Source organism: Rhizobium sp. YIM 134829 (genome assembly GCF_046546455.1).
Map to the genome: position 1 here is coordinate 121,092 of NZ_JBKHKI010000004.1, position 25,755 is coordinate 146,846.

The following is a 25,755-nucleotide window of genomic DNA, read 5'->3' on the forward strand; positions in this document are numbered from 1 at the left end:
GGTTTATCCTGCAAAGGCGACCTTGAGGATGGCGAAAAGACAGAGGCCGCCAACCACGATCGGGAAGAATGTGTTGAGGATGAGGAGGACAACCTTGATGCCCTCGGCGTGGACATAGTCCTCGATGATGACCTGCATGCCGATGCGCATATGGATCAGCGCGGAGAGAACGACCAGCCCCATGACCACCGCCACGAAGGGGTTGGAGAGCGAGGCGATGAGCTCCGGATAGGGCGCGCCCGCATGGGTGAGCAGGAAGAGGATGAAGAAGGTGATCAGCGGCACATTGGCGACGCCGGTCAGGCGCTGGCGCCAGAAATGCTCGGTGCCTTCCTTGGCGGAGCCGAGGCCGCGAACCTTGCCGAGCGGTGTACGCATATCCATGGGTCGCGCCTCCTCAGCGGATGATGTAGCCGACGATCCAGAGCAGGACCGTCACGGTGATGGAACCGACCGCATTGGCGATGGCCAGCCTGGTCGAGAATTCCTTCTCGTAGCCGTAGCCGAGGTCCCACATGAAGTGGCGCAGGCCGCCGAACATGTGGTGGACCAGTGCCCAGGTATAGCCGAACAGGATCAGCTGGCCGATGATCGAGCCGAAGAACCAGCTCGCCCACTCGTAATAGGCCGGTCCGCTGGCGGCGGCGATCAGCCACCAGGCAACGAGGATGGTGCCGAAATAGAGTGCGCCGCCGGTAATGCGGTGCACAATCGACATGATCATGGTCGGAATTGGCTTGTAGATTTGCAGATGCGGCGAAAGCGGCCGGTTTTTGGTGACATTCGTCATCGGAACCTCACGGAAAGGCCAGCGGCTTTCGAAGACGACGATGAAAGGCGCCAGCATGCGCAGTATCCGCGCATCATTGTGGTTGACCCGGAGCTTTAATGAGGGATGGAACCCTTCACAAGTCCGTTTGCAGTGCCGCAGAAAATTAATCGATTAGACGAAAATTGCATTTTCCGCTCCTCCCGCAGCGATTAAGCATGCCGCCCGAATTCACCCGTCGAAACCGTGACTTTGCGAACACGATGCTCCAGATTACGCATTAAGAAAGCGTTAGGATCTCCTGGAGCCCGACATGCGAAAATTTGTCACAGCCGGACTGGCGAAAGCCCTGGCGTTCAGTCTCGCCCTCTGGCTCGGGCTCGCAAGCCTCGCCGAAGCGTCGGATCTCGACGGCGTCCGCCTGATGCGACGCCATGATCGCGCTCCCTCCGGCGAGTTGTCACTGCGAAACTTCAATTATGGCGACCGCGATTGGGATCGCGGCGTCAGGCGCAGCCGTGTGGAGGCCAATGGCGGCAGTCGCGACGGCGTCTATGGCTTGCGGACGCGCGACCGTCGCGACCGCTTCCATCGTGAGTTCTCCCGCAACGACCGCTTTGGTAACCGTGACGAGCGACGCCGCTTCGCCGATCGCCGAGACTGGCCGCGGGAGTATCGCGAGGATCGCTGGAGCTGGTCCAATCGTGACGTCCGGCGCCGGGCGCCGCTCTATCGCGAGGATGTCGCCCGCGCCTATCGTGGCGACGACTATGACCGCGCCGACGATTGGTACGGCGGCGCCGATTTCCCGAGCGTCATCCCCGGCAGCGGTACCTATGCCGGAGGCCTGCGCGCCTGGGTGGAGCCGGGCAATGGAACCTATTTCTCGGTCCGGCGGGTCGGCGAGGACGGGGTCATCCACTATCGCAACCGCTCGCGCGGTGCCGAGATCATCGATGCGCGGCGCGACAATCGCTCATGTTCCTTCGAGGCCGGCGTCTGCGTCATTCGGGGACGCTGAGGCGAAGCGCCAGACGGTCGTGCGCTTGACCTCGCTGTCCTCGAGCGCCCGGGTTACCGGCACCTCGAACGTCGCGAGCGCCTGCATGCGCTCGCGCGGGCAATAGGCCCGGCCGGGATCGCCGACCAGAACCGTGATGCCGGAGGCGACGAGCGCAGCGAACCAGGGGATCAGCCGTTCGGCGAAACCGCGGTCGTAGAAGACGTCGCCGGCAAGCAGAACATCGATCGCGGGCTTGCTGCCGATCACGTCGACGCTCCGTCGCTCGAGGGCGACGCCGTTCAGCGCGGCGTTCAAGGCGATCGCCGCATCTGCATAGGGGTCGATATCGACGGCGGTGACCGAGACGGCGCCGGCTTTCGCGGCCGCGATGGCAACCAGGCCGGAGCCGGAGGCGAAGTCCAGAACCCGCTTCCCCCGCACGCAGTCCGGATGGTCGAGCACGAAGCGGGCAAGGCCCTGTCCGCCGGCCCAGGCAAAGGCCCAGAAAGGCGGCGGCAGGCCGAGCGCCTCGAGCTCCGCTTCCGTCTTCAGCCAGAGCTCGTGGGCCTCGCTCGCCAGATGAAGCTGGATCTCCGGCACGTGGGGTGGCGCATCGACGGCGGTGTTCTCAGTGATGAAGCGGGCGGGGTCGCTCTTCACAGGGTGTCAGGAGCGGCTACGCGGCGGCGCATCCAGCCCGCCCATGCGGCAGATCTCTTCCCATTCCGCGTCCGTGACGGCCTGGACAGAGAGGCGCATGGAGGTGACGAGCTGCATGTCTTTGAGCGCCGGATTGGCCTTGATCGCCTTCAGCGAGACCGGTTCGGGCAGGTCGCGCACGGCGCGGATATCGACGCAATCCCAGCGCAGGTCCCCTTCGGCGGTCGAGTCCGGATGGCTCAGTGCACAGACCTCGGTGATCCCAACGATCTCCAGCCCTTCGTTCGAATGGTAGAAGAAGCCGAGATCGCCGATCTTCATGGCGCGCATATTGTTGCGGGCGAGGTAGTTGCGCACGCCCGTCCATTCGGTGCCCGCCGCGCCCGCCTCCTTCTGCATGGTCCAGGACCATTTGAAGGGCTCGGATTTGTACAGCCAGTAGGCCATGGACCTCAGGCTCCCTTGGCAGCGCCGGGCTTGTTGACGGTCCAGTTCCAGGCTTTGACCTCGACGGTCGCAAAGAGGCCGGCCTTGGCATAGGGGTCTTCGGCAAGGATGGCCCGCGCCGCGTCCAGCGTCTCGGCCTCGACGACGACCAGGCTGCCGGTCGGCTTGCCGTCTTCGCCGAGGAAGGGGCCGGCCAGCGCAAGCTTGCCGGCGGCGTTCAGCTCTTCGAGATAGGCGAGATGGGTCGGGCGGGTGTCGAGGCGGATCTGCAGCGCGTTTGGCTTGTCGGTGCACAATGCGGCATAGAGCATGGCGGAGTCCTTCTACTTGTCTATTCCTGGGTCAGCGGGCGTGACATCAGCTGTTCGAGCGCGCGGCGCACGTCGAGCTGTCCCTCGATAATGGCGGCGACGGCGTCGGTCAGCGGCATGTCGATCCCCAGCTCATGGGCCTGGGCAGCGGCCACCGAGGCGGCCAGCGCGCCCTCCACCAGCTCGCCGGTCGCGGCGCTGATCCCGCCCATGCTGCCGATCGCAATGCCATAGCGCAAGTTGCGCGATTGGTGGCTTGTGGCCGTCAGCACGAGATCGCCGAGGCCGGACAGGCCGCGCACGGTCTCGCCGCGTCCGCCGCAGGCTTCGACCAGCCGCGAGAGTTCGGCGAGGCCGCGGGCGATCATTGCGGCACGGGCGGAATCGCCGAGCCCCGCGCCCTCGACGATGCCGCAGGCGATCGCCAGTACATTCTTCAGCGCGCCGCCGAGCTGCACGCCGGTCCGATCATCGGAGGGGTAGAGCCGGAAGGTGGGGCCGGACAGCAGCGCAGCCAGCGCAGCGGCGCGCTCGCTCTCGGACGACGCGATCACCATGGCGGTCGGCAGACCGCGGGCAATATCCGCCGCAAATCCAGGACCGGAAAGCACCGAGACGGCGCGACCGGGCAGGGCCTCTTCCACGACGCGTGTCAGCAGCCGGCCCGAACCCCGCTCGAGCCCCTTGGCGCAAATGACGACATCGGCGTCCTGCCCGATTGCCGCGCACAGGACCTCCGCGGCCTCACGCTGCGCCTGAGAGGGCATGGCGAGGAGGATGGTCCCTGCGCCGGCGAGCATGGCGGGATCGCCCGTCGCGCGCAGCGTTTCGGGCAAGGCGATGCCCGGCAAGACCGCGTCGCTCGTGTGATCATGGTTGATCTCGTCGACCACCTCGTGGCGTCGGGCGAACAACAGCGTCTCAGCCTTGCCGCTGCGGGCCGCGACGGCGGCGAGCGCCGTGCCGAAGGCGCCGGCGCCGATGACCGCGATCCGCGCGGCACCGCCGCTCATGCTTTCGCTCCGCGCTTGCCGAATCCGATCAGCGTTTCCGCCGATTGATCCAGGGGCCAGCGGGCGCGCGGCGAAACGGAGAGCGGATCGGGCGCAAGTCCCGCGGCCATGCGCTCGGCACCGGCCCAGGCGATCATCGCCGCATTGTCGGTGCAGAGCGCAAGCGGCGGGGCGATGAAGCGGAAGCCGTTCTTGTCGCAGAGCTCCGACAGCGTGGCGCGCAACATGCGGTTGGCGGCGACGCCGCCCGCCACCACCAGCGCCGGCTGTTCCTCTCCTGGGGGAATGGTCTCGCGGAAGCGCGCGAGCCCTCGGCCGATGCGGTCCTTCAGCGTGCGGGCGATGGCTTTCTGGAAGGAGGCGCAGATATCGGCGATGTCGGCCTCGCTCACCGGCGCAATCGACTGGGCGGCCTGGCGGACAGCGGTCTTGAGGCCGGAGAAGGAGAAATCGAGCCGCGCCTCGCCCACCAGCGGCCGCGGCAGGTCGAACCGGTCGGGATCGCCGGAGGCGGCGGCGCGCTCGACAGCCGGGCCACCGGGGTACGGCAGGCCGAGCAGCTTGGCGGTCTTGTCGAAGGCTTCGCCCAGCGCATCGTCGATCGTCGTGCCCCAGCGTTGATAATCGCCGACGCCGCGCACCAGGATCAGCTGCGTATGGCCGCCGGAAACGAGCAGCATCAGATAGGGGAAGGCGATCCGGTCGGTGAGCCGCGCCGTCAGCGCATGGCCCTCCAGATGGTTGATGGCATAGAGCGGCTTGCCCGCCGCCCGTGCGATCGCCTTGCCGGTCATCAGCCCGACGATGAGCCCGCCGATCAGACCCGGCCCGCTGGTCGCCGCCACGCCATCGATGCCGGAGAGCGTCGTCTCCGCCCGATCGAGCGCCTCGGCGATCAGGCTATCGAGCGCCTCCACATGGGCGCGGGCGGCAATTTCCGGCACGACGCCGCCATAATGGCTATGCTCGTCCAGCTGGCTCAGCACCACGTCGCCGACGATCTCGCCCCGGCCATCGGCATCGCGGCGCACGACGGAGGCGGCCGTCTCGTCGCAGCTTGTCTCGATGCCGAGAAGGGTGAGGGGGCGGGACATGATTGCGGTGATGCTCAAAGCTCTTTACACGGGGCCTCCGGTAACAACGGATCGAATGGGATGCAAACGAAACCTTTCCGCATCGGCACCCGCGGCAGCCCGCTTGCGCTGGCGCAGGCGAGCGAGGTTCGCGCACGTCTGGTCACGGCGCTGGGCCTCTCGCCCGATGCCTTCGAAATCGTCGTGCTCTCGACGGCCGGCGACCGCATTACCGATCGCTCGCTCGCCGAAATCGGTGGCAAGGGCCTGTTCACCCAGGAGATCGAGGACCAGCTGCTCGACGGCCGGCTCGATTTCGCCGTCCATTCGTCAAAGGATATGCCGACCCGGTTGCCGGAAGGGCTGATCCTCTCGGCCTATCTGCCGCGGGAAGATGTGCGCGATGCCTTCATCGGCGGCGCTGCACCGACGCTGATGGCCCTGCCGGACGGGGCGGTGATCGGCTCGGCCTCGCTCCGCCGCCAGGCGCTGATCCGCCGCCTTCGCCCGGATATTTCGGTCGTCACCTATCGCGGCTCTGTCGAAACCCGGCTGCGCAAGCTGAAAGAGGGCCAGGTGCACGCCACGCTGCTGGCGCTGGCCGGCCTGAAGCGGCTGAGCCTGGCAGAGGCGGCGACGGAGATCCTCGATCCGCACGAGTTCCCGCCGGCCCCCGCCCAAGGGGCGATCTGCATCGAGAGCCGGATGGGCGACGGCCGGATCAGCGAGCTGCTCGCCGCCGTCAATCATGCGGAAACCTTTGAGGCCGTCAGCTGCGAGCGCGCCTTCCTTGCCGCGCTCGACGGATCCTGCCGCACGCCGATTGCCGGCCATGCGGTGAGCGAGGGTGGGCGCATCCGCTTTTCCGGCATGATCCTCACCCCGGATGGGCGCCGGCATCACCGAATCGAGGCCGAGGGCGAGGCGGCGGAGGCCGAGGCGATCGGTGGCCGAGCCGGCGACGAGATTCGCGCCGCTGCCGGCCCAGGCTTCTTCGACAGCTGGAGCTGAACCATGCGCGTGCTCGTAACGCGGCCGGCGCGGGCGGCGGAAGCGACCGCCGCGGCGCTCCGCCAGCGCGGGCATGTGCCGCTCCTCCTGCCACTGACCGTCCCGCTTTATCCGGACCTCGTCTGGCCGGAGATGAACCCCGGCGCGCTGATCGCAACCAGCGCCGAGGCCTTCCGAGCCATCGGCCGCGGCGCCATCGGTCACGCGTTCAAAAGCCGTCCCGTCTATTGCGTCGGCCCGGCCACCGCAGCGGCGGCGGCCGACCTTGGTTTCCAGGACTGCCGTGTCGGCCCCGGCGAGGCAGCAGGCCTCGTCGAGCTCATCCGCGCCGATCAGAGGACGAGCGAGGCGCCGCTCCTCTATCTCGCCGGCGTGCCGCGTCTGCCGGCGCTCGAGGAGGGCCTGAAGGCCGCCGGCCTGCCGTTGCAGGTGATGGATGTCTATCGCATGGAGCCGGTTGCGGTCGGCGATCTCTCCGCGCAGCTCGCCGCGCTGAAGCCGGAGGCCGTTCTTTTCTATTCGCGCGAGGCGGTGCGGCTGTTCTTCTCGGCGCTCTCCGGCCCATTGGCCACGCCGCTCGATCTCCTCTGCCTGAGCCCGGCGATCGCCGCCGCCGTTCCGCCCGGTGCCGGCCGCGTCCATGTTGCAGCGCAGCCGGAAGAAGTGGCCCTGCTCGACCGGCTCGATGCGCTCGCCGCTTCTTGAGCGGTCAAATCGACGGTGAGGGTCTTTCCGTAAGCGGTCTTGGTGACTAGGTTTGTTCCGTTGACCTCATAGACAGGAAAACTGCATGGACCCGGAAAACCCGCCGCGCCGCAAAAGGCCCGAAACAGAGCCGAAGACGATCGATCTGACGGCTAACAAGCCGGAGGGCGAGCCCGTGGCTCCCGTCGTGCCAAATGCGACCGCCGAGCCCGTTTCCGGCGCCGCCAGCGATGCGCCGGCGACCGATCCTTTGACGGCCGCCGGCGGCAGCACTTCCTCAGCCGACCGTGCATCCGCATCGTCCGCCAAGCCTGATCTGACCTCCTCGGACAAGGCAGCCGCAGGTTCAACCTCCGGCTTTGCGTCATCCACGGGGACGGCCGCGGTCAGCACGGACTCCACGCCAAAGGCAAGCGATCCGCTGTCGCCGGCCTCGGACGCCAAGGCCGGTGACAGCGCGCGCGCCGCGGCGGCAGGATCGGACAAGGAGGCGGCCTCGCGTCCGCCTGGGAGCAGTACAGTTCCCCCGACCGGCCGGCCGATCGGCGCCGCTTCGAGCAGCACGTCCGGCAGCGCCGGCAGCACTGCCAGCAAGACCGGCACCAGCGGGCTTGGCAGCAGCGGCGCGTCGGCGGCGAGCGCGTCCCCAGCAAGGCCATCCACAGCAGCTGCCGCCCCAGCAAGGCCCGCTTCCCGTTCCGGCGCCTTGGCTGCCGGCATCCTCGGCGGCCTGATTGCGCTCGTGGGCGCCGGCGTGCTGCAATATGCCGGCGTTGTCCCCTCGATCGGCCCGGCTTCCACGGCCACGACCGGCCGGGACTACGGCGGCGAGATCGACGCGCTCAAGGCCGAACTTCAGTCCCGCTCGACCGCCCCGGTCGACACGGCGCCGCTTGAACAGCGGATCGCGGCGCTGGAGCAGACCATCGGCGCCACGGGCCAGGGTGACGCCGCCGGTCTCGACCAAATCAGGACCGAGGTCGAGCAGCTGAAGTCGACGCTGGCAGAGCAGCAGCAGGCGGTGCAGACGAGCACGACCGACCTCGCCAACCGGCTCGGCGAGGCGGAAAAGAAGCTCGAGGAGCCGTCGAGCGACGTGAAGCTCGCGCGCGCCGTCGCTGTCACGGCGCTCAAGACTGCGATCGACAAGGGTGGTCCTTATCTCGCCGAGCTCGATGCGCTGAAGAGCGTCTCGCCCGACGATCCGGCGGTCGCCGGCTTGGCGGAAAGCGCCAGCCGCGGCGTGCCCGCGCGTAGCGATCTCACCCGCGACTTCCCGGCAATCGCCGATCAGATGCTGATCGCAGTGCGGGGCACCGACCCGAACCAGAGCGTCTTCGCACGGCTCTATGACAGCGCGGCCTCGGCGATCCGGGTCCGTCCTGTCGGCAATGTCGAGGGCAATGGTGCCGATGCGATCATTGCCCGCATCGAGGATCGCCTGACCGATGGCGACTTGAAGGGTGCCAGCCTCGAATGGGACGGCCTGCCGAAGGTCGCTCAGGATGCCGGCAAGGACTTCAAGGCCAGGCTCGACGAGCGCATCCGCGTTGAGGGCCTGATCGACGCCGCAGTCGCCGGCGGCGCCACGGCGAACCAGGGTTGAGGGAGTGACCATGATCCGCATTCTTGTTTTCGCGTTGATCGTGCTTGCCCTCGGCGCAGGTTTTTCCTGGCTGGCCGACCGGCCGGGCGAGCTCAGCCTGATCTGGGAGGGCCAGCGGATCGAGACCAGCCTGATGGTCGGCGCCACCCTTCTGGTGGTGCTGATCGCCGCGATTCTCCTGACCGTCTGGCTGGTTCGCCTGCTTCTTCGCTCCCCCTATTCGATCGCCCGGCATTTTCGGGTGCGCAAGCGCGATCGGGGATACCAGGCACTGTCGACCGGCCTGATTGCCGCTGGCGCCGGCGACTCGGCGCTTGCCCGCCAGATGACGACCCGTGCGCGCGGCCTGTTGCGGGCCGACCAGGAGCCGCTGATTCATCTCCTGGAAGCGCAGACGGCGTTGATCGAGGGCAAGCATGACGATGCCCGGCGCAAGTTCGAGCGGATGGTCGAGGATCCGGAAACCCGGGCGCTCGGCCTGCGCGGCCTTTATCTCGAAGCCAAGCGGCTCGGCGCCGACGAGGCGGCGCGCCACTATGCCGAGCAGGCCGCTGAAAAGGCGCCGCAGCTCTCTTGGGCAACGCTCGCCTCGCTCGACGAGCGCAGCCGCGCCGGGGAGTGGGACGAGGCAATCCGCCTGATCGAGCAGAGCCGGGCAAGCCATGTCATCCCCCGCAAGGAGGCCGACCGGAAGAAGGCCGTTCTTTTGACGGCGCGGGCCAAGCAGCGGCTCGACGGTGATCCGAAGGGCGCACGCGAAGATGCGTTCGCCGCCCTCAAGCTCGACGGCACGCTGGTGCCGGCAGCGGTGATTGCCGCCAAGGCGCTGTTTCGCGAGGACAATCTGCGCAAGGCAGCCTCGGTGCTCGAAAAGGTCTGGCGCGAGACGCCGCATCCGGAACTCGCCGATACCTATGTCCGCGCCCGCAGCGGCGACTCGGCGGCCGATCGGCTGAAACGGGCCAAGCGACTCGAGGCCTTGAAGCCGAACAATGTCGTATCGCTCATGGCGGTCGCCCAGAGTGCTCTTGAGGCACGGGACCTGCCGCTTGCCCGCTCTAAGGCGGAGGCAGCGGCGCGTATCCAGCCAACGGAAGGCGTCTTCCTGCTGCTCGCCGATATCGAGGAGGCCGATACGGGCGATGACGGTCGCATCCGTCACTGGATGAACCAGGCTCTGAAGAGCCCGCGTGACCCGGCCTGGATCGCCGATGGCGCGGTTTCGCCGGACTGGCTGCCGGTCTCCCCGACGAGCGGCCGGCTCGACGCCTTCGAATGGAAGATGCCGGTGCATGTGCTGACCGGTCCGGTCGAGGAGGGCGGCATCAGCCGCGGCGAGGCGGCGATCCGCAGCCTGCCGCCGGTGGCTACCCCAAGCCCAGCGCCGGTACCGACCAGCGCGCCGCGCGAACCAGCGGTCGCGTCAGTTTCGCCCATCGTCCCGGCACCGGGCGTCGCGCCAGCGCCGCTCGCCAGCGATCGCGCGCCGGCCTTCGATCCGCCGCCGCCCGCCCGCGAGCCGGCACCGGGCGAGGTTGTCGCGACCACCATCGCGGTGCCGGCGCCAAGCGAATCGGTGCTCGTGCCGGAGACGGTGATCGTTCCGGCGCCCGCGACGCCGGAGGCCGTGCCGGCCAAGACTGCTGCAGCTGTGCCGTCGTCCGCGGCGAAGCCGAGCCCCACTCCGGGTTCAGCTGAAGCCGGTAAACCGGCGACGCCGGTGGAGCCCTTCTTCGGCCGTCCGCCGGACGATCCGGGCGTCCGCCAGCCTGCACAGAAATCGACCTTCCGGCTCTTCTAGGACCGGCGGGTGCCCGCCGGTCGTGATGCTGGCGCTGCCTTGGCCTACTGCATGATTCCTTGCTGCCGGCCGGGCCGGCGGCTCCCATCCCTCACGCTCGTCTAGGACCCCATGTTCGACCGGATCCGCAGCTTCATCGACAGCCTTACCGAAGACAGGCCGCCCCTGATTGCGGAGGGGGATCCGCGCATCGCCATCATGGCGCTCTGCATCCAGGTCATGGAGGCGGATGGTCATGCCGATGCTGCCGAAAGGGCCAAGGCCAGCGCGATGATCAAGGCCCATTACGGGCTCGACGACGCCTCGATGCAGGCGCTGATCGCCGCAGGCGAGACGGCCGAGAGCGAGGCGATCGACTTCTTCCGCTTCACCAACGAGATCAAGCGGCACTTCTCGGAGGAGGAGCGGATTGATCTCGTCGGCATGCTCTGGGAGATCGTTTATGTCGATGGTGTGCGCAACGAGATGGAGGACCATGTGATCTGGCGCATCGCCGATCTGCTCGGCGTGTCCGGGCGCGACCGGATCCTGAAGCGCCAGGAGGTGGAATCCCAGCTCCACGAAGCCGAGCCGCAGCAGGACGGCTAAGCCATCCGCACGTGCCGGACTGTCAGTGTTTGCCCTCCGGCACGTCCAGCGTATCAATGCGGCGCAGTTGCGGAAAGCCGATCGCCCAGGCGATCGAGACGAGAAGGGTGCCCGCTCCGCCGATGACCACGGCCGGCACGGCGCCAATCCCCGAGGCCATCATGCCGGCCCGGAATTCGCCGAGCTCGTTGGAAGCGCCGACGAAGACCATGTTGACCGCATTGACACGTCCGCGCAGCGCATCCGGCGTCCAGAGCGTGATCAGGGTTTCGCGGACATAGACGGAGATCATGTCGGAGGCGCCCATCAGGATCAGCGCGGCGATCGAGAGCCAGGGCGTTGCCGAGAGGCCGAAGAGAATGGTGCCGAAGCCGAAGAGCGCGACACCGATGAACATCAGCAGGCCGGCGCGATGGCGGATCGGATGGGCGGCGAGCCAGACGGCCATGGTGACCGCACCGATGCCCGGCGCCGCGCGCAACATGCCGAGCCCCCAGGGCCCGAGATCGAGAATGTCCCGGGCAAAGACCGGCATCAGCGCCACGGCGCCACCGAGCAGCACGGCGAAGAGATCGAGCGAGATCGCGCCGAGCACCACTTTTTCAGCCCGGATATAGCGAAACCCCGCGGTGATCGTCTGCCAGCTCTGACCGCTTTGCGCCGTCTTCTGCGCCGGCTTCGGGATGGCGAAGGTCATGACGACGCTGGCCGAGAAGAAGAGCAGGGCCACGGCATAGGGCACCGCTTCCCCGAATGCGTAGATGAGACCGCCAGCCACGGGGCCGACGATCATCGCCGTTTGCCAGGAGGTGGAATTCCAGGCGATCGCATTGGCGAGATCATGGGCTGGCACGAGGTTGGGGGCGAGCGACTGCGAGGCGGGTGCCAGAAAAGCGCGCTCGATGCCGAAGACGACGAGGATCGCATAGACAGGCACGAGGGCGAACTGGCCGGTCAGGGTCAAGAGCAGCAGGGCCGCGGCACACATCGTGCTGACCAGCATGCAGACGGCCATGATCATCCGCCTGTTGTAGCGATCTGCGACAGAACCGGTGACCAGGATGAGGACGAGCGAGGGCAAGAACTGGAAGAGGCCGATCAGGCCGAGATCGAACGGATCGCGCGTGAGGTCGTAGATCTGCCAGCCGACGGCGACGCTGATGATCTGGATGGCGAAATAGGCGAGGAAGCGGGCGAAGAAATAGCGGCGATAGCCCACATGCCGGAAGGTGGCGAAGCGGTCACCGGATGCGGTAATGGACATGGCTGCGGGGGTCTTTCCGGGCTGGGCGCAGCCCTGATCTCGATCTATGGCAATGCCGCATCCGCCGGTCCGTCCGGAACTGACGGCGCGGATGCGCAGGCCGCGGTGGCGCGGCGGGGGAAGAGGTTAACCAACCCCTCCGGTTCCGGCGGCACGGTGCGGTGTGCCGCTCTTGCCGCTTTCGTCGCCAATGTCTACATGTCTGTCAACACCGAACTGGAGACCCCGTATGCTGGCTGTCATCGGCACGCTGAACTTCATCATCAACATTGCGTGGTTTCTGATCATCGCCTCGGCGATCTTCTCCTGGCTCTATGCCTTCAACGTGATCAACACCAATAACCAGGCGATCAACATGATCGGCCGCTCGCTCTATCAGCTGACCGAGCCGCTCTACCGGCCGATCCGCCGCGTGCTGCCGGATATGGGTGGGGTCGACCTCTCGCCGCTGGTCGTGCTGGTGATCCTCTATTTCCTCCAGCTCTTCCTCAACACGACGATCGCCCCAGCACTGCTCGGCTACAACTGACCGCGGCTGCTGGTCGAGGAGAAGCGCATCCGTTGACTCGACGCTGCGCCAGTCTCTGCGGTCGTTGCCGGGCATAGATCGGAAGCCGGCTTAGTACCGCTTGGGGATGCTGGGCTCGGAGAGCGATTCGCCTTCCGCCTGTCCCTTGGCGCCGGCGGCGCCGGCAACCGGGCGCATGCCGGTGCCGATCGCGTCCTGGCCGAGACCGTCCGCCGGCGCGTTCGGGCGGCGGATCAGCGGCAGGGCGGCGAGGACCAGCGGGTCGAGCCCGGAACCCTCGGTTCCGGCGAGCGTGAAGAGCCCGCGGCGCATGCGCGTCTCCCAGAACCTGTTGATATGGGTCGCGACCCCTTCGGCGCGGATCTCGGCCGGCTGCGAGGCGAAGAAGGTAGCGATCTGGTTGGCCATGCGCACCAGTTTCTCCTCCGTCGTGTGGGCGGAGGTGTTCTCACGCGACATCGGCATCGGTCTCCTCCATGCGGATCCGGTCGGAATGCGTGAAGACCTCGAACTCGTTCCCGCGGGCGAGCGCCACCAGGGTCAGTCCCGCTTCATCCGCCGTGCGGATGGCAAGCGCGGTCGGCGCGGAAATGGCGATCAGGATGGGGCTTCCGAGAATTGCGGTCTTCTGCACCATCTCCACCGAAATGCGGCTGGTGACCACCACCGCGCCGCTGGCGCCATCTCGGCCGAGGGCGAGCACCGCGCCAGCGAGCTTGTCCAGCGCATTGTGCCGGCCGACATCCTCGCGCACCGCGGCAAGCCCTTCTCCGGGTACGTAGAAGCCGGCGCCATGCACGGCCCGGGTCAGCGCATGCAGCGGCTGGTTCTCTCCAAGCGCCTCCACGGCCGCCGCGATCTCGGCCGCGGACAGCCGCAACCGGGCGGTGGCGCAGGAGGGCACGCGCCGAACCGCCTGCTCGAGCGATTCGATGCCGCAGAGGCCGCAGCCAACGGGGCCCGCCATATGCCGCCTGCGCGCAGCGAGCGCGGCGTTGCGGTCCTCCCGCAGCGCGATCTGCAGGTCGATGCCCTCATCGGCGTCCAGAACCTCGATCTCCTCGATCTCCGCCGCCGTCGCGATGATGCCCTCGGTCAGGCTAAAGCCGATGGCGAAATCGGTGAGATCGGCGGGCGTTGCCATCATCACCGCATGGGTCGAGCCGCCATAGCTCAACGCCACCGGCACCTCTTCCGGCACCTGCCGGCTGGAGGGGCGCAGCCCGCCCAGGCGCTTGGCGAGCTCGGGAACGGCGCGGGCCGTCGGGCGGTTCATTCGGCCGCCTCCAGCTTGCCCACGATCCGGCGCGATTGCCGCGCCTGGTCCTCATAGTCCCGCTGCCAGTCGGAGGGGCCGTTCGAGGGCGAGACCTGCACGGCGGTCACCTTGTATTCCGGGCAATTGGTCGCCCAGTCCGAGAAATCGGTGGTGATGACATTGGCTTGGGTGGTCGGGTGGTGGAAGGTCGTATAGACGACGCCCGGCGCCACGCGGGACGTGATCAGCGCGCGCAGCGTCGTCTCGCCCGAGCGGCTGGCAAGCCGCACCCAGTCGCCCTCGCGAATGCCGCGCAGTTCGGCATCATGTGGGTGGATTTCCAGGCGATCTTCCTCGTGCCAGACGACATTCTCCGTCCGCCGCGTTTGTGCGCCGACATTGTACTGGCTCAAAATGCGGCCGGTGGTCAGCAGCAGCGGGAAGCGCGGTCCGGTCTTCTCGTCGGTCGCCACATATTCGGTGCGGATGAACTTGCCCTTACCGCGCACGAAGCCGTCGACATGCATGATCGGCGAGCCGAGCGGGCTCTTCTCGTTGCAGGGCCACTGCACCGAGCCGATCTCATCCAGATAGGTATAGGAGACCTTGGCGAAGCTCGGCGTGGTGGCGGCGATCTCGTCCATGATCTCGGAGGGGTGGCTGTAGCGCCAGTCGAGACCCATGGCCTGGGCGAGCTTCTGCGTCACCTCCCAGTCGGCAAGGCCGTTGCGTGGCGTCATCACCTTGCGCACGCGGTTGATGCGCCGCTCGGCATTGGTGAAGGTGCCGTCCTTTTCCAGGAAGGTCGAGCCCGGCAGGAAGACATGGGCGTAGTTGGCGGTCTCGTTGAGGAACAGGTCCTGCACCACCACGCACTCCATGGCGGCAAGGCCGGCCGCCACACGGCGCGTGTCCGGATCGGACTGCAGGATGTCCTCGCCCTGGATGTAGAGGCCCTTGAACGTGCCATCGACGGCGGCGTCCAGCATGTTGGGAATGCGCAGGCCCGGCTCGTCGGAGAGTGTCACGCCCCAGAGTGTTTCGAAGACCGAGCGCGTGGCGTCGTCGGAGACGTGGCGATAGCCCGGCAGCTCATGCGGGAAGGAGCCCATGTCGCAGGAGCCTTGCACGTTGTTCTGTCCGCGCAGCGGGTTCACGCCCACGCCCGGCCGGCCAATATTGCCGGTCGCCATGGCGAGATTGGCGATCGCCATGACGGTGGTCGAGCCCTGGCTGTGCTCGGTGACGCCGAGGCCATAATAGATCGCACCATTGCCGCCGGTGGCAAAAAGCCGGGCGGCACCGCGCAGCGTCTCGGCGGGAACGCCGGTCAGCGCTTCGATCGCTTCGGGGCTGTGGCGCTCTTCTGCCACGAAGGCCGCCCAATCCTCGAATTCCGACCAGTCGCAGCGCGCGCGAATGAAGGCCTCGTCGAACAGGCCCTCGGTAACGATCACATGGGCGAGCGCGGTGACAACAGCGACATTGGTGCCCGGCAGCAGCGGCAGGTGGAAGGCCGCCTCGATATGCGGCGAGCGCACCAGATCGATCCGGCGCGGATCGATGACGATCAGCTTGGCGCCCTGCCGAAGCCTCTTCTTCAGCCGCGAGGCGAAGACCGGATGGCCGTCCGTCGGGTTGGCGCCGATCAAGATCACCACATCGGTCTCTTCCACCGAATCGAAGTTCTGCGTGCCGGCCGAGGTGCCGAAGGCCTGGCCGAGCCCGTAGCCGGTCGGCGAATGGCAGACGCGGGCGCAGGTATCGACATTGTTGTTGCCGAAGCCGGCGCGGATCAGCTTCTGGACTAGGTAGGTTTCCTCGTTCGTGCAGCGCGAGGAGGTGATGCCGCCGATCGCCTCGCGGCCATATTGATACTGGATCCGGCGGAACTCGGAGGCCGTATGGGCGAGCGCCTCCTCCCAAGTCACCTCCCGCCAGGGATCGGTGACCTTGTCACGGATCATCGGGTTGAGGATCCGCTCGCGATGGGTGGAATAGCCATAGGCAAAGCGACCCTTGACGCAGGAATGGCCGCGGTTCGCCTGGCCGTCCTTCCAGGGCACCATGCGCACCAGTTCCTCGCCGCGCATCTCCGCCTTGAAGGAGCAGCCGACCCCGCAATAGGCACAGGTGGTGACGACGGAATGCTCGGGCTGGCCGATGGCGATCACCGATTTTTCCGTCAGCGTCGCGGTCGGACAGGCCTGGACGCAGGCGCCGCAGGAGACGCATTCGGAAGAGAGGAAGGCCTCATGCTGGCCGGCCGAAACCCGGCTCTCAAAGCCGCGGCCCTCAATGGTCAGCGCGAAGGTGCCCTGCACCTCCTCGCAGGCGCGGACACAGCGCGAACAGACGATACATTTCGACGGATCATAGGTGAAATAGGGGTTGGATTCGTCCTTCGGCATCCATTTGGCGTTCACGCCGTCGCCGCTGCGGGCCTTGACGTGGTTGTCGCCATCCATGCCATAGCGCACCTCGCGCAAGCCAACGGCGCCGGCCATGTCCTGCAGCTCGCAGTCGCCATTGGCCGCACAGGTCAGGCAGTCGAGCGGATGGTCGGAGATATAGAGCTCCATCACGCCCTTGCGGATGTCTTTCAGCCGCGTCGTCTGGGTATGGACGACGAGGCCCGGCGCCACCGGTGTCGTGCAGGAGGCCGGCGTCCCCGCCCGACCCTCGATCTCGACCAGACAGAGCCGGCAGGAGCCGAAGGCATCGACCATATCGGTCGCGCAGAGCTTGGGAACCTGGATGCCGGCCTCCATCGAAGCCCGCATGATCGAGGTCCCCTCCGGCACGGTCACCGCCCGCCCATCAATCGTCAGCGTCACCTGCGCACTCGCCCGCGAGGCGGGGGTGCCGTAGTCGGTTTCAGGAACGAGGGGCATGAGAACCTCCGGGTCGGTCCGATCCTTGCGCGCTCTGCGCCTATCGGTCGAATAACTTGGTTTATCGTTTCTTCTCGGCCAGCGTTGCGGCAACAATCGCGTTGGCGTGGCCGTGACCAAGACCGTGTTCCGTCTTCAGAACAGCAACGATCTGCATATGCGTCTTGCCCTCCTGTTCGCGGACGATCATTTGCCAGTGCTCGATCGGCCGCCCATAGGTCTTCTCGATCGACGGGAAGTAAGATGCGGGTCCTTTGACCTTCTCAGTCTCGCTCATTCCGCCGCCTCCTGCACCGGAACGCTCAAGAAGTCGTCGGGGAAGTGGGTGAGTGCGCTCAAGACCGGGTAGGGGGTGAAGCCGCCGAGTGCGCAAAGCGAGCCGAACTTCATTGTGTTGCAGAGGTCTTCGATGAGCGCGCGATTGGCCTCTGGCTCGATGCCGCGGCCGATGCGGTCCATGACCTCGACGCCGCGGGTGGAGCCGATGCGGCAGGGGGTGCACTTGCCGCAGCTCTCGACGGCGCAGAATTCGAAGGCGAAGCGGGCCTGTTTTAGCATGTCGGCGGTGTCGTCGAAGATCGTCACGCCCGCATGGCCGATCAGGCCGCCGGCGGCCGCAAAGGCCTCATAGTCGAAGGGCGTATCGAACAGAGCGCGGGGGAAATAGGCGCCGAGCGGCCCGCCCACCTGCACGGCCTTGACCGGCCGGCCGCTCGCGCTGCCACCGGCGATCTCGTCGACGATCTGGCCGAGCGTCAGGCCGAAGGCGACCTCGTAGAGGCCGGGGCGGCGCGCATTGCCGGCGATCTGGATCGGAATGGTGCCGCGCGAGCGCCCCAGGCCGAAATCGCGGTAGAAGGCGGCGCCCTTGTCGAGGATGATCGGCACCGAGGCGAGCGAGATGACGTTGTTGATGACGGTCGGCCGGCCGAACAGGCCCTTATGGGCCGGCAGTGGCGGCTTGGCGCGCACCGTGCCGCGCTTGCCTTCCAGCGAGTTGAGCAGCGCCGTTTCCTCGCCGCAGACATAGGCGCCGGCGCCGGTGCGGATCTCAAGGGTGAAGGCGCGGCCGGAGCCCTGAATCGAGGGGCCGAGCAGGCCGGCCTCGGTGGCGCGCGCCACGGCGGCCTCCATCGTGGCGATGGCATCCGGATATTCGGAGCGGATATAGACGAAGCCCTTGGTGGCGCCGGTGGCGAGACCGGCGATCGCCATGCCTTCGATCAGCACGAAGGGGTCGCCCTCCATGATCATTCGGTCGGCAAAGGTGCCGCTGTCGCCCTCATCGGCATTGCAGACAATGTATTTCTGGCTGTCGGCGCAGTCGAGCACCGTCTTCCATTTGATGCCGGTGGGAAAGCCTGCGCCGCCGCGGCCGCGCAGGCCGGATTGGGTGACGGCATCGACGATCGCCGCCGGCTCCATGGCCAATGCGGCTTCGAGCCCGCGCAACCCGCCATGGGCGCGGTAATCCTCGAGCGATAGCGGATCGATGATCCCGCAGCGCGCGAAGGTCAGGCGGGTCTGGCCTTTGAGAAACGGGATCTCCTTGGTCAGGCCGAGGCAGAGAGCGTGCTCCTGCCGGCCTTCCAGAAGGGCTGCGAGAAGCTCCGGTACCGCGGCGGGGGTCAGCGGTCCATAGGCCAGGCGGCCCGCCGGCGTATCGAGTTCCAGCATCGGCTCCAGCCAGTGCAGGCCGCGCGAGCCGGTGCGGGTCAGGCTGATCGCCTCGCCGTTCGTGGCGGCAAAGCTTTCGATCGCCGCGGCCACGCGATCGGCGCCGACGGCCCGGGCGGCGGCATCGCGGGGGAGGAAAAGCGTGAGGCTCATCGCCGGATCTCCTCAAGAAGGTCGCCGACCCTCTGCGCATCGAGCCGACCATGCACCGCGCCGTCCAGCATGGCAGCGGGTGCGGTGGAACAGAGGCCAAGACAGAAGACCGGCTCCAGCGTCACCGCGCCATCTGGCGTCGTGCCATGGAAATCAATGCCGAGCGCCGCCTTCACCTGTTCGGCAAGGCGATCGGCGCCCATGGACTGGCAGGCTTCGGCGCGACAGAGTTTCAGCACATGCCGGCCTGCCGGATGGGTGCGGTAGTCATGATAGAAGGTGACGACCCCGTGCACTTCGGCACGCGAAAGGTTGAGTGCCTGAGCGATGACCGGCACCGCCTCGTCCGGCACATGGCCGAAGGCCTGCTGCACGCCGTGCAGGATCGGCAGGAGCGGGCCTTCCAGGCCCTGGTGCTCCGCCACGATCGACAGCACGCGCGGGCCGATCTCCCGCCTCGAAAGTGGAACGTTCACCACGACCTCCCTGTCCCGCACCGCCTCGCCGGCCGGAATACCGTCGCAGAGTCTCGGCAAAGCCGTGGTCCTGCGACCTTCGCGCTGCGACAGATTAAGACCTATCGGCGCCGCCGTCGACGTCATTCCCCTCAGCAGATCAGCTGCCCGCCGTTCACCTCCAGCACCTGGCCGGTAATATAGCCTGACAAGGAGCCGGAGGCGAGGAAGAGATAGGCGGGAGCGCAATCCTCCGCGGTGCCGAGCCGCTGCAGCGGGATCGTCTTGCGGGTGACTTCCAACTTCTCCGGCGAGGAGTAGCGCTCGTGGAATTCGGTGGTGATCGTGCCGGGAGACACGCAGTTGACGCGGATGCCGGCCGGTGCCAGCTCCCGGGCGAGCGCCTTCGAATAGGTGGCGACGAAGGCCTTGGTGGCCGAATAGATGGCCGAACCCGGGCTGCCGCCGGTCAGCGCCGAGATCGAGACGGTGTTGACGATCGCGGGCTGGGTGCCGACTTTCAGGAGCGGGATCAGCCCACGGGTGAGCGCCACCACGGAGGTCTGGTTGAGCGCGACCACGGTCTCATATTGCGCGTCGGTCAGCTCGTCGGCGGCAAAGCGCCCGACCATGGTGCCGGCATTGTTGACGAGCACGTCGAGGCTCGAGAAGCGGCCGGAAACATCGGCCAGAAACTGATCGATGCCGTCGGGATGGAGAAAGTCGGCATAGGAGATGGTGGCCCGGCCTGTTTCCAGGGCGGCCAGTACGTCCTCCGGCAGGGTCGCGCCCTCGGCGCGGCCGCCATGCAGATGCACCGCGGCGCCGCAGCCGAGAAACTGGCGGGCAACCTCCAGCCCGATGCCGCGGCCGGCACCGGTGACGACGACCTGGCGGTCCTTGAATAGATCCGGATGGTGCATGGGTTCCTCCTCCTTTGTCCGCGCTCGCCTGCCTCCAGCAGGTTATGCGCGATCGGCGATTGCGCCGCTTTCGTTTTTCCATATCATGAAAAAAAACGAAAGCGGGCGGAAACAGATGTTCATCAGCGGGCGGCAATCCGAGATCCTCGACCTCGCGAAAGCGGAGGGCCGGGTCCTGGTCGATGAACTGGCGGCGCGCTTCTCTGTCACGCCGCAGACGATCCGCAAGGATCTGAACGATCTGTGCGACGGACGCATGCTGACCCGCATCCATGGCGGCGCCATCTTCACCCGTGGCAACGAGAACGTCAAATACGAGGCGCGCCGCTCCATCGCCTATGAGGAGAAACAGACGATCGGCCAGGCGGCCGCGGCGCTCATTCCCGACAATTCCTCGCTCTTCATCAATATCGGCACGACGACGGAGGCGGTGGGCGAGGCGCTGCTCGACCATCGCGAGCTGATGGTCATCACCAACAATATCAATGTTGCCAACCGCCTGCGGGTTTTCCCCTCGATCGAGGTGGTCATTGCCGGCGGGGTCGTGCGGGGCGCGGATGGCGGCATTGTCGGCGAGGCGGCGGTCGATTTCATTCGCCAGTTCAAAGTGGATTATGCCGTGATCGGCGCTTCGGCGATCGATCGCGACGGGGCGCTTCTCGACTTCGACTATCGCGAGGTCAAGGTGGCGCAAGCGATCATCGCCAATGCCCGTCATGTCATCCTGGTTTCCGACTCGACCAAGTTCGAACGCACCGCACCGGTGCGCATCGGTCACCTGACGCAGGTGCACACCTTCATCACCGACCGCTGCCCGCTCGATTCGATCCGCGAGATCTGTTCGGCCCAGGATGTGCGCCTGATCGAGACGCAGGTTTAGCGTCAGTGACACCAAACGCATATTTCGAAAACCATTCGTTTGACATTCGATAAATTTTCGTTTTAACTTCTCAGGCTTTCGCAAGTGCTCATTTTTGTGCAATGCGAAAACAAGGGGTGGGACCGTGTCCGAACAGGGCGTTTTCGATATTTTCGTGATCGGCGGCGGCATCAATGGCTGCGGCATTGCGCGCGATGCGGTCGGGCGCGGCTACAAGGTCGCGCTGGCCGAGATGAAGGACTTTGCCTCCGGCACCTCCTCCGCCGCCACCAAGCTCATCCACGGCGGCCTGCGCTACCTTGAGCATTATGAGTTTCGCCTGGTGCGCGAATCGCTGATGGAGCGCGAGGTGCTTTGGGCCATGGCGCCGCACATCATCTGGCCGATGCGCTTCGTGCTTCCCTTCCACAAGGGCGGCATACGGCCGGCCTGGCTCATCCGTCTCGGCCTGTTCCTTTACGACCACATTGGCGGCCGCAAGAAACTGCCCGCCACCCGCACGCTCGACATGCGCCGCGATCCTGCCGGCAGGCCACTGAAGCCGCTCTTCACCAAGGCCTTCGAATATTCCGACGGCTGGGTGGATGATGCGCGCATGGTGGTGCTGAACGCGCGCGACGCTGCCGACCGCGGCGCGCTGATCCTCAACCGTTCGCGCGTCGTCTCGGCCAGGCGGGAGGACGATCATTGGGTCGTGACCGTGCAGCCCGTCGAGGGCGGCGCCACGAGCTCCTATCGCGCCCGCATGCTGGTCAATGCTGCCGGCCCCTGGGTCGACCAGGTTCTCTCCAATGCCTTCGGGGTCAACCAGGTGCACAATGTGCGCCTTGTCCAGGGCAGCCATATCGTCGTGCGCAAGAAGTTTGCCGATCCGCGTGCCTACTTCTTCCAAAACCCGGATGGCCGCATCATCTTCGCCATTCCCTATGAGGACGACTTCACCCTCATCGGCACGACAGACTGCGATTACAACGGCGATCCGCGCGACATCCGCATCTCCAAGGAAGAGACCGATTATCTCTGTGCCGCGGCCAGCGAATATTTCGCCGAGGCGGTGCGGCCGGAAGATATCGTCTGGACCTATTCGGGCGTTCGACCGCTATTCGACGATGGCGCGTCCAAGGCCCAGGAGGCGACGCGCGACTATGTGCTGAAGGTCGAGGACCGCGACGGCAAGGCGCCGCTGCTCAACATCTTCGGCGGCAAGCTCACCACCTATCGCCGCCTCGGTGAACATGCGCTGGAAAAGATCGAAGGCGCGATCGGCGCCAAGGGCAAGCCCTGGACGGCCGGCTCGAAGCTGCCGGGCGGTGATTTTCCGGAAACGGGCCAGCCCGAGGAAGTGCGCCAGCTGCGCATCCGCTACCCATTTCTCAGCGAGCGCCATGCTCGACGGTTGGTGCGCACCTATGGGACCCGATCGACGGCCTTCCTCGGTGCGGCGAACAGCATGGAGGATCTTGGTCGGCTGTTCGGCTGGGATCTGACGGAGGCGGAAGTCCGCTTTCTTGTGGAAACCGAATGGGCGCGCAGTGCGGAGGATGTGCTGTGGCGCCGGACGAAACTTGGGTTGAGGCTCTCCGCGGACGAAGCCGCGGGACTTGACGCCTATATGCGGGAGACGTTCCGGCCGGCGGCGTGACAACACCGGGGGGAGCGGCGATCCGCTCGGCGAGGAGGCCGAGGGAATGCTGGAACTGAAGAACATCGCGAAGGTCGTGGGGGCGGAGACACATATCCATCCGACCAGCCTCACGCTTGAGCGTGGTTCGCTCAACGTGCTGCTCGGGCCGACGCTATCGGGCAAGACCTCGCTGATGCGGCTGATGGCCGGGCTCGACAAGCCGACCGCGGGCACGCTGCACATGGACGGCAAGGATGTGACGGGCGTGCGCGTGCAGGACCGCAGCGTCGCCATGGTCTACCAACAGTTCATCAACTACCCGGCCATGACGGTCTATGAGAACATCGCCTCGCCGATGCGCATTGCCGGCAAGGACAAGGCGACGGTCGACCGCGAGGTGCGCAAGGCGGCCGAGCTGATGAAGCTTACCCCCTATCTCGACCGCACACCGCTCAATCTCTCCGGCGGCCAGCAGCAGCGCACGGCGATCGCCCGGGCCATCGTCAAGAATGCCGGGCTGATCCTGCTCGACGAGCCGCTCGCCAATCTCGACTACAAGCTGCGCGAAGAGCTGCGCGAGGAATTGCCGAAGCTCTTTGCCGCCTCCGGCTCGATCTTCGTCTATGCCACCACGGAGCCGGCCGAGGCGCTGATGCTGGGCGGCAAGACCGCGACCATGAGCCTTGGCCGCGTCAGCCAGTTCGGCCCGACCATCGACGTCTATCGTCGGCCCGTCGATCTCGTCTCTGCGCGCACCTTCGCCGATCCGCCGCTGAACACGATCGCGCTGACCAAGTCCGGCTCGACGCTTCGCCGCGGGGAAGCGACCGTTCTGCCGCTGCCCGCCCATCTCGCCGGCATTGCCGATGGCCCGGTGACGATCGCCTTTCAGCCGCATCATCTGGCCCTCAGGCCTGCCTTCGACGGGGCGCCCGCCCTGCCGGCCCGTGTGATCGTCTCCGAGATTGCCGGCTCGGAAAGCTTCATCCACGTGGAGAGCGAAGGCGCCCGCTGGGTGATGCTCGAGCACGGCATCCACGATCTCGACCCGGACCTGCAGACGCAGGTCTTTGTCGACACGCGCCATCTGATGGCCTTCGACGCAAACGGCTTGGCGACGGGCGGGCATGCCGCCCGCGCGGCGTGAGGAGACGATTATGGCACGCATCACGCTCGACCACATCCGCCACGCCTATGGCCCGAAACCGACCTCACCGGCCGATTATTCGCTCAAAGAGGTCCATCACGAATGGAACGACGGCGGCGCCTATGCGCTGCTCGGGCCGTCGGGCTGCGGCAAGACCACCTTGCTCAACATCATCTCCGGCCTGCTGCACCCGTCAGAAGGGCGGATTATCTTCGACGGCAGGGATGTGACGGAGCTCTCGACCCAAGCGCGCAACATCGCCCAGGTCTTCCAGTTTCCGGTCATCTACGACACCATGACCGTCTACGACAATCTGGCCTTCCCCTTGCGCAATCGCGGCGTGCCGGAGGCCGATGTCGACCGGCGCGTGCGGGAGATCATCGAGATGATCGATCTCGGCGACCGGGCGCACAAGAAGGCGCGGGGGCTGACCGCCGACCAGAAGCAGAAGATCTCGCTCGGCCGCGGCCTGGTTCGCTCCGACGTCAGCGCCATCCTGTTCGACGAGCCGCTCACCGTCATTGATCCGCATATGAAATGGGTGCTGCGCTCGCAGCTGAAGCGCCTGCACCAGCAGTTCGGCTTTACCATGGTCTATGTCACGCACGACCAGACCGAGGCCCTGACCTTCGCCGACAAGGTCGTGGTCATGTATGACGGGGAGATCGTCCAGATCGGCACGCCGGCCGAGCTCTTCGAGCGGCCGAAGCACACTTTCGTCGGCTATTTCATCGGGTCGCCGGGCATGAACGTGCTGCCCGTCGCGCTGGACGGCAACCGCGCGACGATCGATGGCCAGGCGATCGCGCTGCCCTTCGCGCCGCAGATTGCCGCGGGCGCCAAGACCGAGCTCGGCATCCGGCCGGAATTCGTCCGCCTCGGGCGGGACGGCGCGCCGGTGACGATCGGCAAGGTCGAAGATATCGGCCGCCACCGGATCGTGCGCGCCGCATTCGCCGGGCGGCCGATCTCGATCGTTGTGCCGGAGGATGGCGAGATCCCGGCCGAGCCGCGGGTCACCTTCGACCCCGCCGCCATCAACATCTATGCCGATTCCTGGCGCGTCGCCGAACCGGGCAGGGAGGCCTGAGATCCATGGAAAAGACCTGGAACAACAAGGCCTGGTTCATGGTGCTGCCGGTTTTGGTGCTGGTCGCCTTTTCGGCCGTGATCCCGCTGATGACGGTCGTCAACTATTCGGTGCAGGACACCTTCGGCAACAATGAGTTCTTCTGGGCCGGCACCGACTGGTTCATCCAGACGCTGCATTCCGACCGATTCTGGGACTCGCTCGTCCGCAACCTCGCCTTCTCGGCGATCATCCTGGCCATCGAGATCCCGCTCGGCATCCTCATCGCGCTCAACATGCCGAAGAAGGGCTTGGGCGTTCCCGTCTGCCTGATCCTCATGGCCCTGCCACTCCTGATCCCTTGGAACGTGGTCGGCACGATCTGGCAGGTCTTCGGGCGCACCGATATCGGCCTGCTCGGCTATACGCTGACCGCGCTCGGCGTGAATTACAACTATGTCAACAATGTCTTCGATGCCTGGGTCACGCTGATCGTCATGGATGTCTGGCACTGGACGAGCCTCGTCGTCCTGCTCTGCTATGCCGGCCTCGTCTCGATCCCGGATGCCTATTACCAGGCCGCCAAGATCGACGGTGCCTCGCGCCTGGCCGTCTTCCGCTATATCCAGCTGCCGAAAATGAAGCGCGTGCTGCTGATCGCCTTCCTGCTGCGCTTCATGGACAGTTTCATGATCTATACCGAGCCCTTCGTGGTCACCGGCGGTGGGCCGGGCAATTCCACCACCTTCCTGTCGATCGACCTTGTAAAGATGGCCGTCGGCCAGTTCGATCTCGGCCCGGCCGCAGCGCTGTCGATCATCTACTTCCTCATCATCCTGTTGCTCTCGTGGGTGTTCTACACCGTGATGACCAACAGCGACGCACAGAGCTGAGG

The 25,755-nt window shown here is 66.3% G+C and carries 28 protein-coding genes; 12 read left to right on the forward strand and 16 right to left on the reverse strand.

The features are described 5' to 3' along the window. Positions 1–3 precede the first annotated feature (3 nt). Positions 4–384, reverse strand: a complete 381-nt coding sequence (gene sdhD / locus ACLE20_RS09410) for a succinate dehydrogenase, hydrophobic membrane anchor protein (RefSeq protein ID WP_410940016.1) — start codon at positions 382–384, stop codon at positions 4–6. A 13-nt stretch (positions 385–397) separates the two neighbouring features. Next, the gene (sdhC, locus tag ACLE20_RS09415; RefSeq protein WP_410940223.1) at positions 398–790 is read right to left on the reverse strand and encodes a succinate dehydrogenase, cytochrome b556 subunit; all 393 of its coding nucleotides are present in this window, start codon (positions 788–790) and stop codon (positions 398–400) included. Positions 791–1,082: 292 nt separating this feature from the next. Here sdhC and ACLE20_RS09420 point away from each other — a divergent pair, with 292 nt between their 5' ends. Further along, positions 1,083–1,790, forward strand: coding sequence for a hypothetical protein (locus ACLE20_RS09420; protein WP_410940017.1), 708 nt, complete (start codon positions 1,083–1,085; stop codon positions 1,788–1,790). On the opposite strand, the gene ACLE20_RS09425 is transcribed toward ACLE20_RS09420, so the two are convergent. The 5 genes from ACLE20_RS09425 to tsaD are packed head-to-tail and all read right to left on the reverse strand — an operon-like array spanning position 1,746 to position 5,297. Further along, positions 1,746–2,432, reverse strand: a complete 687-nt coding sequence (locus ACLE20_RS09425; protein ID WP_410940018.1) for a class I SAM-dependent methyltransferase — start codon at positions 2,430–2,432, stop codon at positions 1,746–1,748. The genes ACLE20_RS09420 and ACLE20_RS09425 overlap by 45 nt on opposite strands. 6 nt (positions 2,433–2,438) lie before the next feature. After that, positions 2,439–2,879: an EVE domain-containing protein gene (locus ACLE20_RS09430; protein WP_410940019.1), complete on the reverse strand. Its 441-nt coding sequence runs from the start codon at positions 2,877–2,879 to the stop codon at positions 2,439–2,441. Positions 2,880–2,884: 5 nt separating this feature from the next. Next, positions 2,885–3,190: a YciI-like protein gene (locus tag ACLE20_RS09435; protein WP_410940020.1), complete on the reverse strand. Its 306-nt coding sequence runs from the start codon at positions 3,188–3,190 to the stop codon at positions 2,885–2,887. A 20-nt stretch (positions 3,191–3,210) separates the two neighbouring features. After that, a complete protein-coding gene (locus ACLE20_RS09440) occupies positions 3,211–4,203 on the reverse strand; it encodes an NAD(P)H-dependent glycerol-3-phosphate dehydrogenase (RefSeq protein WP_410940021.1) in 993 nt (330 codons plus the stop codon). Next, the gene (gene tsaD, locus ACLE20_RS09445; protein WP_410940224.1) at positions 4,200–5,297 is read right to left on the reverse strand and encodes a tRNA (adenosine(37)-N6)-threonylcarbamoyltransferase complex transferase subunit TsaD; all 1,098 of its coding nucleotides are present in this window, start codon (positions 5,295–5,297) and stop codon (positions 4,200–4,202) included. The genes ACLE20_RS09440 and tsaD overlap by 4 nt, the downstream gene beginning before the upstream one ends. A gap of 60 nt (positions 5,298–5,357) precedes the next feature. Here tsaD and hemC point away from each other — a divergent pair, with 60 nt between their 5' ends. Then, a complete protein-coding gene (hemC, locus tag ACLE20_RS09450) occupies positions 5,358–6,287 on the forward strand; it encodes a hydroxymethylbilane synthase (RefSeq protein ID WP_410940022.1) in 930 nt (309 codons plus the stop codon). A 3-nt stretch (positions 6,288–6,290) separates the two neighbouring features. Beyond that, the gene (locus tag ACLE20_RS09455; protein WP_410940023.1) at positions 6,291–6,992 is read left to right on the forward strand and encodes a uroporphyrinogen-III synthase; all 702 of its coding nucleotides are present in this window, start codon (positions 6,291–6,293) and stop codon (positions 6,990–6,992) included. 66 nt (positions 6,993–7,058) lie between these two features. On the opposite strand, the gene ACLE20_RS09460 is transcribed toward ACLE20_RS09455, so the two are convergent. Next, positions 7,059–7,712: a hypothetical protein gene (locus tag ACLE20_RS09460; protein ID WP_410940024.1), complete on the reverse strand. Its 654-nt coding sequence runs from the start codon at positions 7,710–7,712 to the stop codon at positions 7,059–7,061. On the opposite strand from ACLE20_RS09460, the gene ACLE20_RS09465 reads away from it, so the two are divergent. The 3 genes from ACLE20_RS09465 (at position 7,699) to ACLE20_RS09475 (ending at position 10,987) form a co-directional block, all read left to right on the forward strand. Continuing rightward, positions 7,699–8,598: a COG4223 family protein gene (locus tag ACLE20_RS09465; RefSeq protein ID WP_410940025.1), complete on the forward strand. Its 900-nt coding sequence runs from the start codon at positions 7,699–7,701 to the stop codon at positions 8,596–8,598. The genes ACLE20_RS09460 and ACLE20_RS09465 overlap by 14 nt on opposite strands. Positions 8,599–8,608: 10 nt before the next feature. Further along, positions 8,609–10,399, forward strand: a complete 1,791-nt coding sequence (locus tag ACLE20_RS09470) for a heme biosynthesis HemY N-terminal domain-containing protein (RefSeq protein WP_410940026.1) — start codon at positions 8,609–8,611, stop codon at positions 10,397–10,399. A 111-nt stretch (positions 10,400–10,510) separates the two neighbouring features. Next, positions 10,511–10,987 (forward strand): TerB family tellurite resistance protein, encoded by a 477-nt coding sequence (locus ACLE20_RS09475; RefSeq protein WP_410940027.1) that lies wholly within the window; start codon positions 10,511–10,513, stop codon positions 10,985–10,987. A 22-nt stretch (positions 10,988–11,009) separates the two neighbouring features. Here the strand turns inward: ACLE20_RS09475 and ACLE20_RS09480 are convergent, their stop codons facing one another. Next, positions 11,010–12,251 carry an MFS transporter gene (locus ACLE20_RS09480; RefSeq protein ID WP_410940028.1) on the reverse strand — a complete coding sequence of 414 codons (1,242 nt, stop codon included), beginning with the start codon at positions 12,249–12,251 and terminating at the stop codon, positions 11,010–11,012. 229 nt (positions 12,252–12,480) lie between these two features. On the opposite strand from ACLE20_RS09480, the gene ACLE20_RS09485 reads away from it, so the two are divergent. Continuing rightward, positions 12,481–12,780, forward strand: coding sequence for a YggT family protein (locus ACLE20_RS09485; RefSeq protein ID WP_410940029.1), 300 nt, complete (start codon positions 12,481–12,483; stop codon positions 12,778–12,780). A gap of 90 nt (positions 12,781–12,870) precedes the next feature. Here the strand turns inward: ACLE20_RS09485 and ACLE20_RS09490 are convergent, their stop codons facing one another. The 7 genes from ACLE20_RS09490 to ACLE20_RS09520 all read right to left on the reverse strand — a co-directional run bounded on the left by ACLE20_RS09490 (position 12,871) and on the right by ACLE20_RS09520 (position 20,140). Beyond that, positions 12,871–13,239: a formate dehydrogenase subunit delta gene (locus ACLE20_RS09490; RefSeq protein WP_410940225.1), complete on the reverse strand. Its 369-nt coding sequence runs from the start codon at positions 13,237–13,239 to the stop codon at positions 12,871–12,873. Continuing rightward, the gene (gene fdhD, locus ACLE20_RS09495; RefSeq protein ID WP_410940030.1) at positions 13,229–14,056 is read right to left on the reverse strand and encodes a formate dehydrogenase accessory sulfurtransferase FdhD; all 828 of its coding nucleotides are present in this window, start codon (positions 14,054–14,056) and stop codon (positions 13,229–13,231) included. Before fdhD ends, ACLE20_RS09490 begins: the two co-directional genes overlap by 11 nt. Then, complete coding sequence (fdhF, locus tag ACLE20_RS09500; RefSeq protein ID WP_410940031.1) at positions 14,053–16,932, reverse strand: formate dehydrogenase subunit alpha; 2,880 nt, start codon at positions 16,930–16,932, stop codon at positions 14,053–14,055. Before fdhF ends, fdhD begins: the two co-directional genes overlap by 4 nt. 61 nt (positions 16,933–16,993) lie before the next feature. After that, positions 16,994–17,209, reverse strand: coding sequence for a DUF4287 domain-containing protein (locus tag ACLE20_RS09505; protein WP_410940032.1), 216 nt, complete (start codon positions 17,207–17,209; stop codon positions 16,994–16,996). Continuing rightward, a complete protein-coding gene (locus ACLE20_RS09510; RefSeq protein WP_410940033.1) occupies positions 17,206–18,762 on the reverse strand; it encodes a formate dehydrogenase beta subunit in 1,557 nt (518 codons plus the stop codon). Before ACLE20_RS09510 ends, ACLE20_RS09505 begins: the two co-directional genes overlap by 4 nt. Next, a complete protein-coding gene (locus ACLE20_RS09515) occupies positions 18,759–19,238 on the reverse strand; it encodes a formate dehydrogenase subunit gamma (RefSeq protein ID WP_410940226.1) in 480 nt (159 codons plus the stop codon). Before ACLE20_RS09515 ends, ACLE20_RS09510 begins: the two co-directional genes overlap by 4 nt. Positions 19,239–19,369: 131 nt before the next feature. Next, positions 19,370–20,140, reverse strand: coding sequence for an SDR family NAD(P)-dependent oxidoreductase (locus ACLE20_RS09520; protein ID WP_410940034.1), 771 nt, complete (start codon positions 20,138–20,140; stop codon positions 19,370–19,372). Between the two features lie 115 nt (positions 20,141–20,255). Between ACLE20_RS09520 and ACLE20_RS09525 the strand changes: the two genes are divergently transcribed. The 5 genes from ACLE20_RS09525 (at position 20,256) to ACLE20_RS09545 (ending at position 25,753) form a co-directional block, all read left to right on the forward strand. Next, the gene (locus ACLE20_RS09525; protein ID WP_410940035.1) at positions 20,256–21,020 is read left to right on the forward strand and encodes a DeoR/GlpR family DNA-binding transcription regulator; all 765 of its coding nucleotides are present in this window, start codon (positions 20,256–20,258) and stop codon (positions 21,018–21,020) included. Positions 21,021–21,144: 124 nt separating this feature from the next. After that, positions 21,145–22,662, forward strand: a complete 1,518-nt coding sequence (glpD, locus tag ACLE20_RS09530) for a glycerol-3-phosphate dehydrogenase (RefSeq protein WP_410940036.1) — start codon at positions 21,145–21,147, stop codon at positions 22,660–22,662. 46 nt (positions 22,663–22,708) lie between these two features. Continuing rightward, positions 22,709–23,791, forward strand: coding sequence for an ABC transporter ATP-binding protein (locus ACLE20_RS09535; protein ID WP_410940037.1), 1,083 nt, complete (start codon positions 22,709–22,711; stop codon positions 23,789–23,791). 10 nt (positions 23,792–23,801) lie between these two features. Next, positions 23,802–24,881 (forward strand): ABC transporter ATP-binding protein, encoded by a 1,080-nt coding sequence (locus ACLE20_RS09540; protein ID WP_410940038.1) that lies wholly within the window; start codon positions 23,802–23,804, stop codon positions 24,879–24,881. Positions 24,882–24,886: 5 nt separating this feature from the next. Beyond that, complete coding sequence (locus ACLE20_RS09545) at positions 24,887–25,753, forward strand: carbohydrate ABC transporter permease (protein ID WP_410940039.1); 867 nt, start codon at positions 24,887–24,889, stop codon at positions 25,751–25,753. Positions 25,754–25,755: the final 2 nt, after the last annotated feature.

Coding starts and splice junctions, on each gene's coding strand:
- sdhD (WP_410940016.1), bottom strand. CDS start 384: ATGGATATGCGTACACCGCTCGGCAAGGTTCGCGGCCTCGGCTCCGCC.
- sdhC (WP_410940223.1), bottom strand. CDS start 790: ATGACGAATGTCACCAAAAACCGGCCGCTTTCGCCGCATCTGCAAATC.
- ACLE20_RS09420 (WP_410940017.1), top strand. CDS start 1,083: ATGCGAAAATTTGTCACAGCCGGACTGGCGAAAGCCCTGGCGTTCAGT.
- ACLE20_RS09430 (WP_410940019.1), bottom strand. CDS start 2,879: ATGGCCTACTGGCTGTACAAATCCGAGCCCTTCAAATGGTCCTGGACC.
- ACLE20_RS09435 (WP_410940020.1), bottom strand. CDS start 3,190: ATGCTCTATGCCGCATTGTGCACCGACAAGCCAAACGCGCTGCAGATC.
- ACLE20_RS09440 (WP_410940021.1), bottom strand. CDS start 4,203: ATGAGCGGCGGTGCCGCGCGGATCGCGGTCATCGGCGCCGGCGCCTTC.
- tsaD (WP_410940224.1), bottom strand. CDS start 5,297: ATGTCCCGCCCCCTCACCCTTCTCGGCATCGAGACAAGCTGCGACGAG.
- hemC (WP_410940022.1), top strand. CDS start 5,358: ATGCAAACGAAACCTTTCCGCATCGGCACCCGCGGCAGCCCGCTTGCG.
- ACLE20_RS09455 (WP_410940023.1), top strand. CDS start 6,291: ATGCGCGTGCTCGTAACGCGGCCGGCGCGGGCGGCGGAAGCGACCGCC.
- ACLE20_RS09460 (WP_410940024.1), bottom strand. CDS start 7,712: ATGCCGGCAGCCAAGGCGCCGGAACGGGAAGCGGGCCTTGCTGGGGCG.
- ACLE20_RS09470 (WP_410940026.1), top strand. CDS start 8,609: ATGATCCGCATTCTTGTTTTCGCGTTGATCGTGCTTGCCCTCGGCGCA.
- ACLE20_RS09475 (WP_410940027.1), top strand. CDS start 10,511: ATGTTCGACCGGATCCGCAGCTTCATCGACAGCCTTACCGAAGACAGG.
- ACLE20_RS09480 (WP_410940028.1), bottom strand. CDS start 12,251: ATGTCCATTACCGCATCCGGTGACCGCTTCGCCACCTTCCGGCATGTG.
- ACLE20_RS09485 (WP_410940029.1), top strand. CDS start 12,481: ATGCTGGCTGTCATCGGCACGCTGAACTTCATCATCAACATTGCGTGG.
- ACLE20_RS09490 (WP_410940225.1), bottom strand. CDS start 13,239: ATGTCGCGTGAGAACACCTCCGCCCACACGACGGAGGAGAAACTGGTG.
- fdhD (WP_410940030.1), bottom strand. CDS start 14,056: ATGAACCGCCCGACGGCCCGCGCCGTTCCCGAGCTCGCCAAGCGCCTG.
- fdhF (WP_410940031.1), bottom strand. CDS start 16,932: ATGCCCCTCGTTCCTGAAACCGACTACGGCACCCCCGCCTCGCGGGCG.
- ACLE20_RS09505 (WP_410940032.1), bottom strand. CDS start 17,209: ATGAGCGAGACTGAGAAGGTCAAAGGACCCGCATCTTACTTCCCGTCG.
- ACLE20_RS09510 (WP_410940033.1), bottom strand. CDS start 18,762: ATGAGCCTCACGCTTTTCCTCCCCCGCGATGCCGCCGCCCGGGCCGTC.
- ACLE20_RS09520 (WP_410940034.1), bottom strand. CDS start 20,140: ATGCACCATCCGGATCTATTCAAGGACCGCCAGGTCGTCGTCACCGGT.
- ACLE20_RS09525 (WP_410940035.1), top strand. CDS start 20,256: ATGTTCATCAGCGGGCGGCAATCCGAGATCCTCGACCTCGCGAAAGCG.
- ACLE20_RS09535 (WP_410940037.1), top strand. CDS start 22,709: ATGCTGGAACTGAAGAACATCGCGAAGGTCGTGGGGGCGGAGACACAT.
- ACLE20_RS09540 (WP_410940038.1), top strand. CDS start 23,802: ATGGCACGCATCACGCTCGACCACATCCGCCACGCCTATGGCCCGAAA.
- ACLE20_RS09545 (WP_410940039.1), top strand. CDS start 24,887: ATGGAAAAGACCTGGAACAACAAGGCCTGGTTCATGGTGCTGCCGGTT.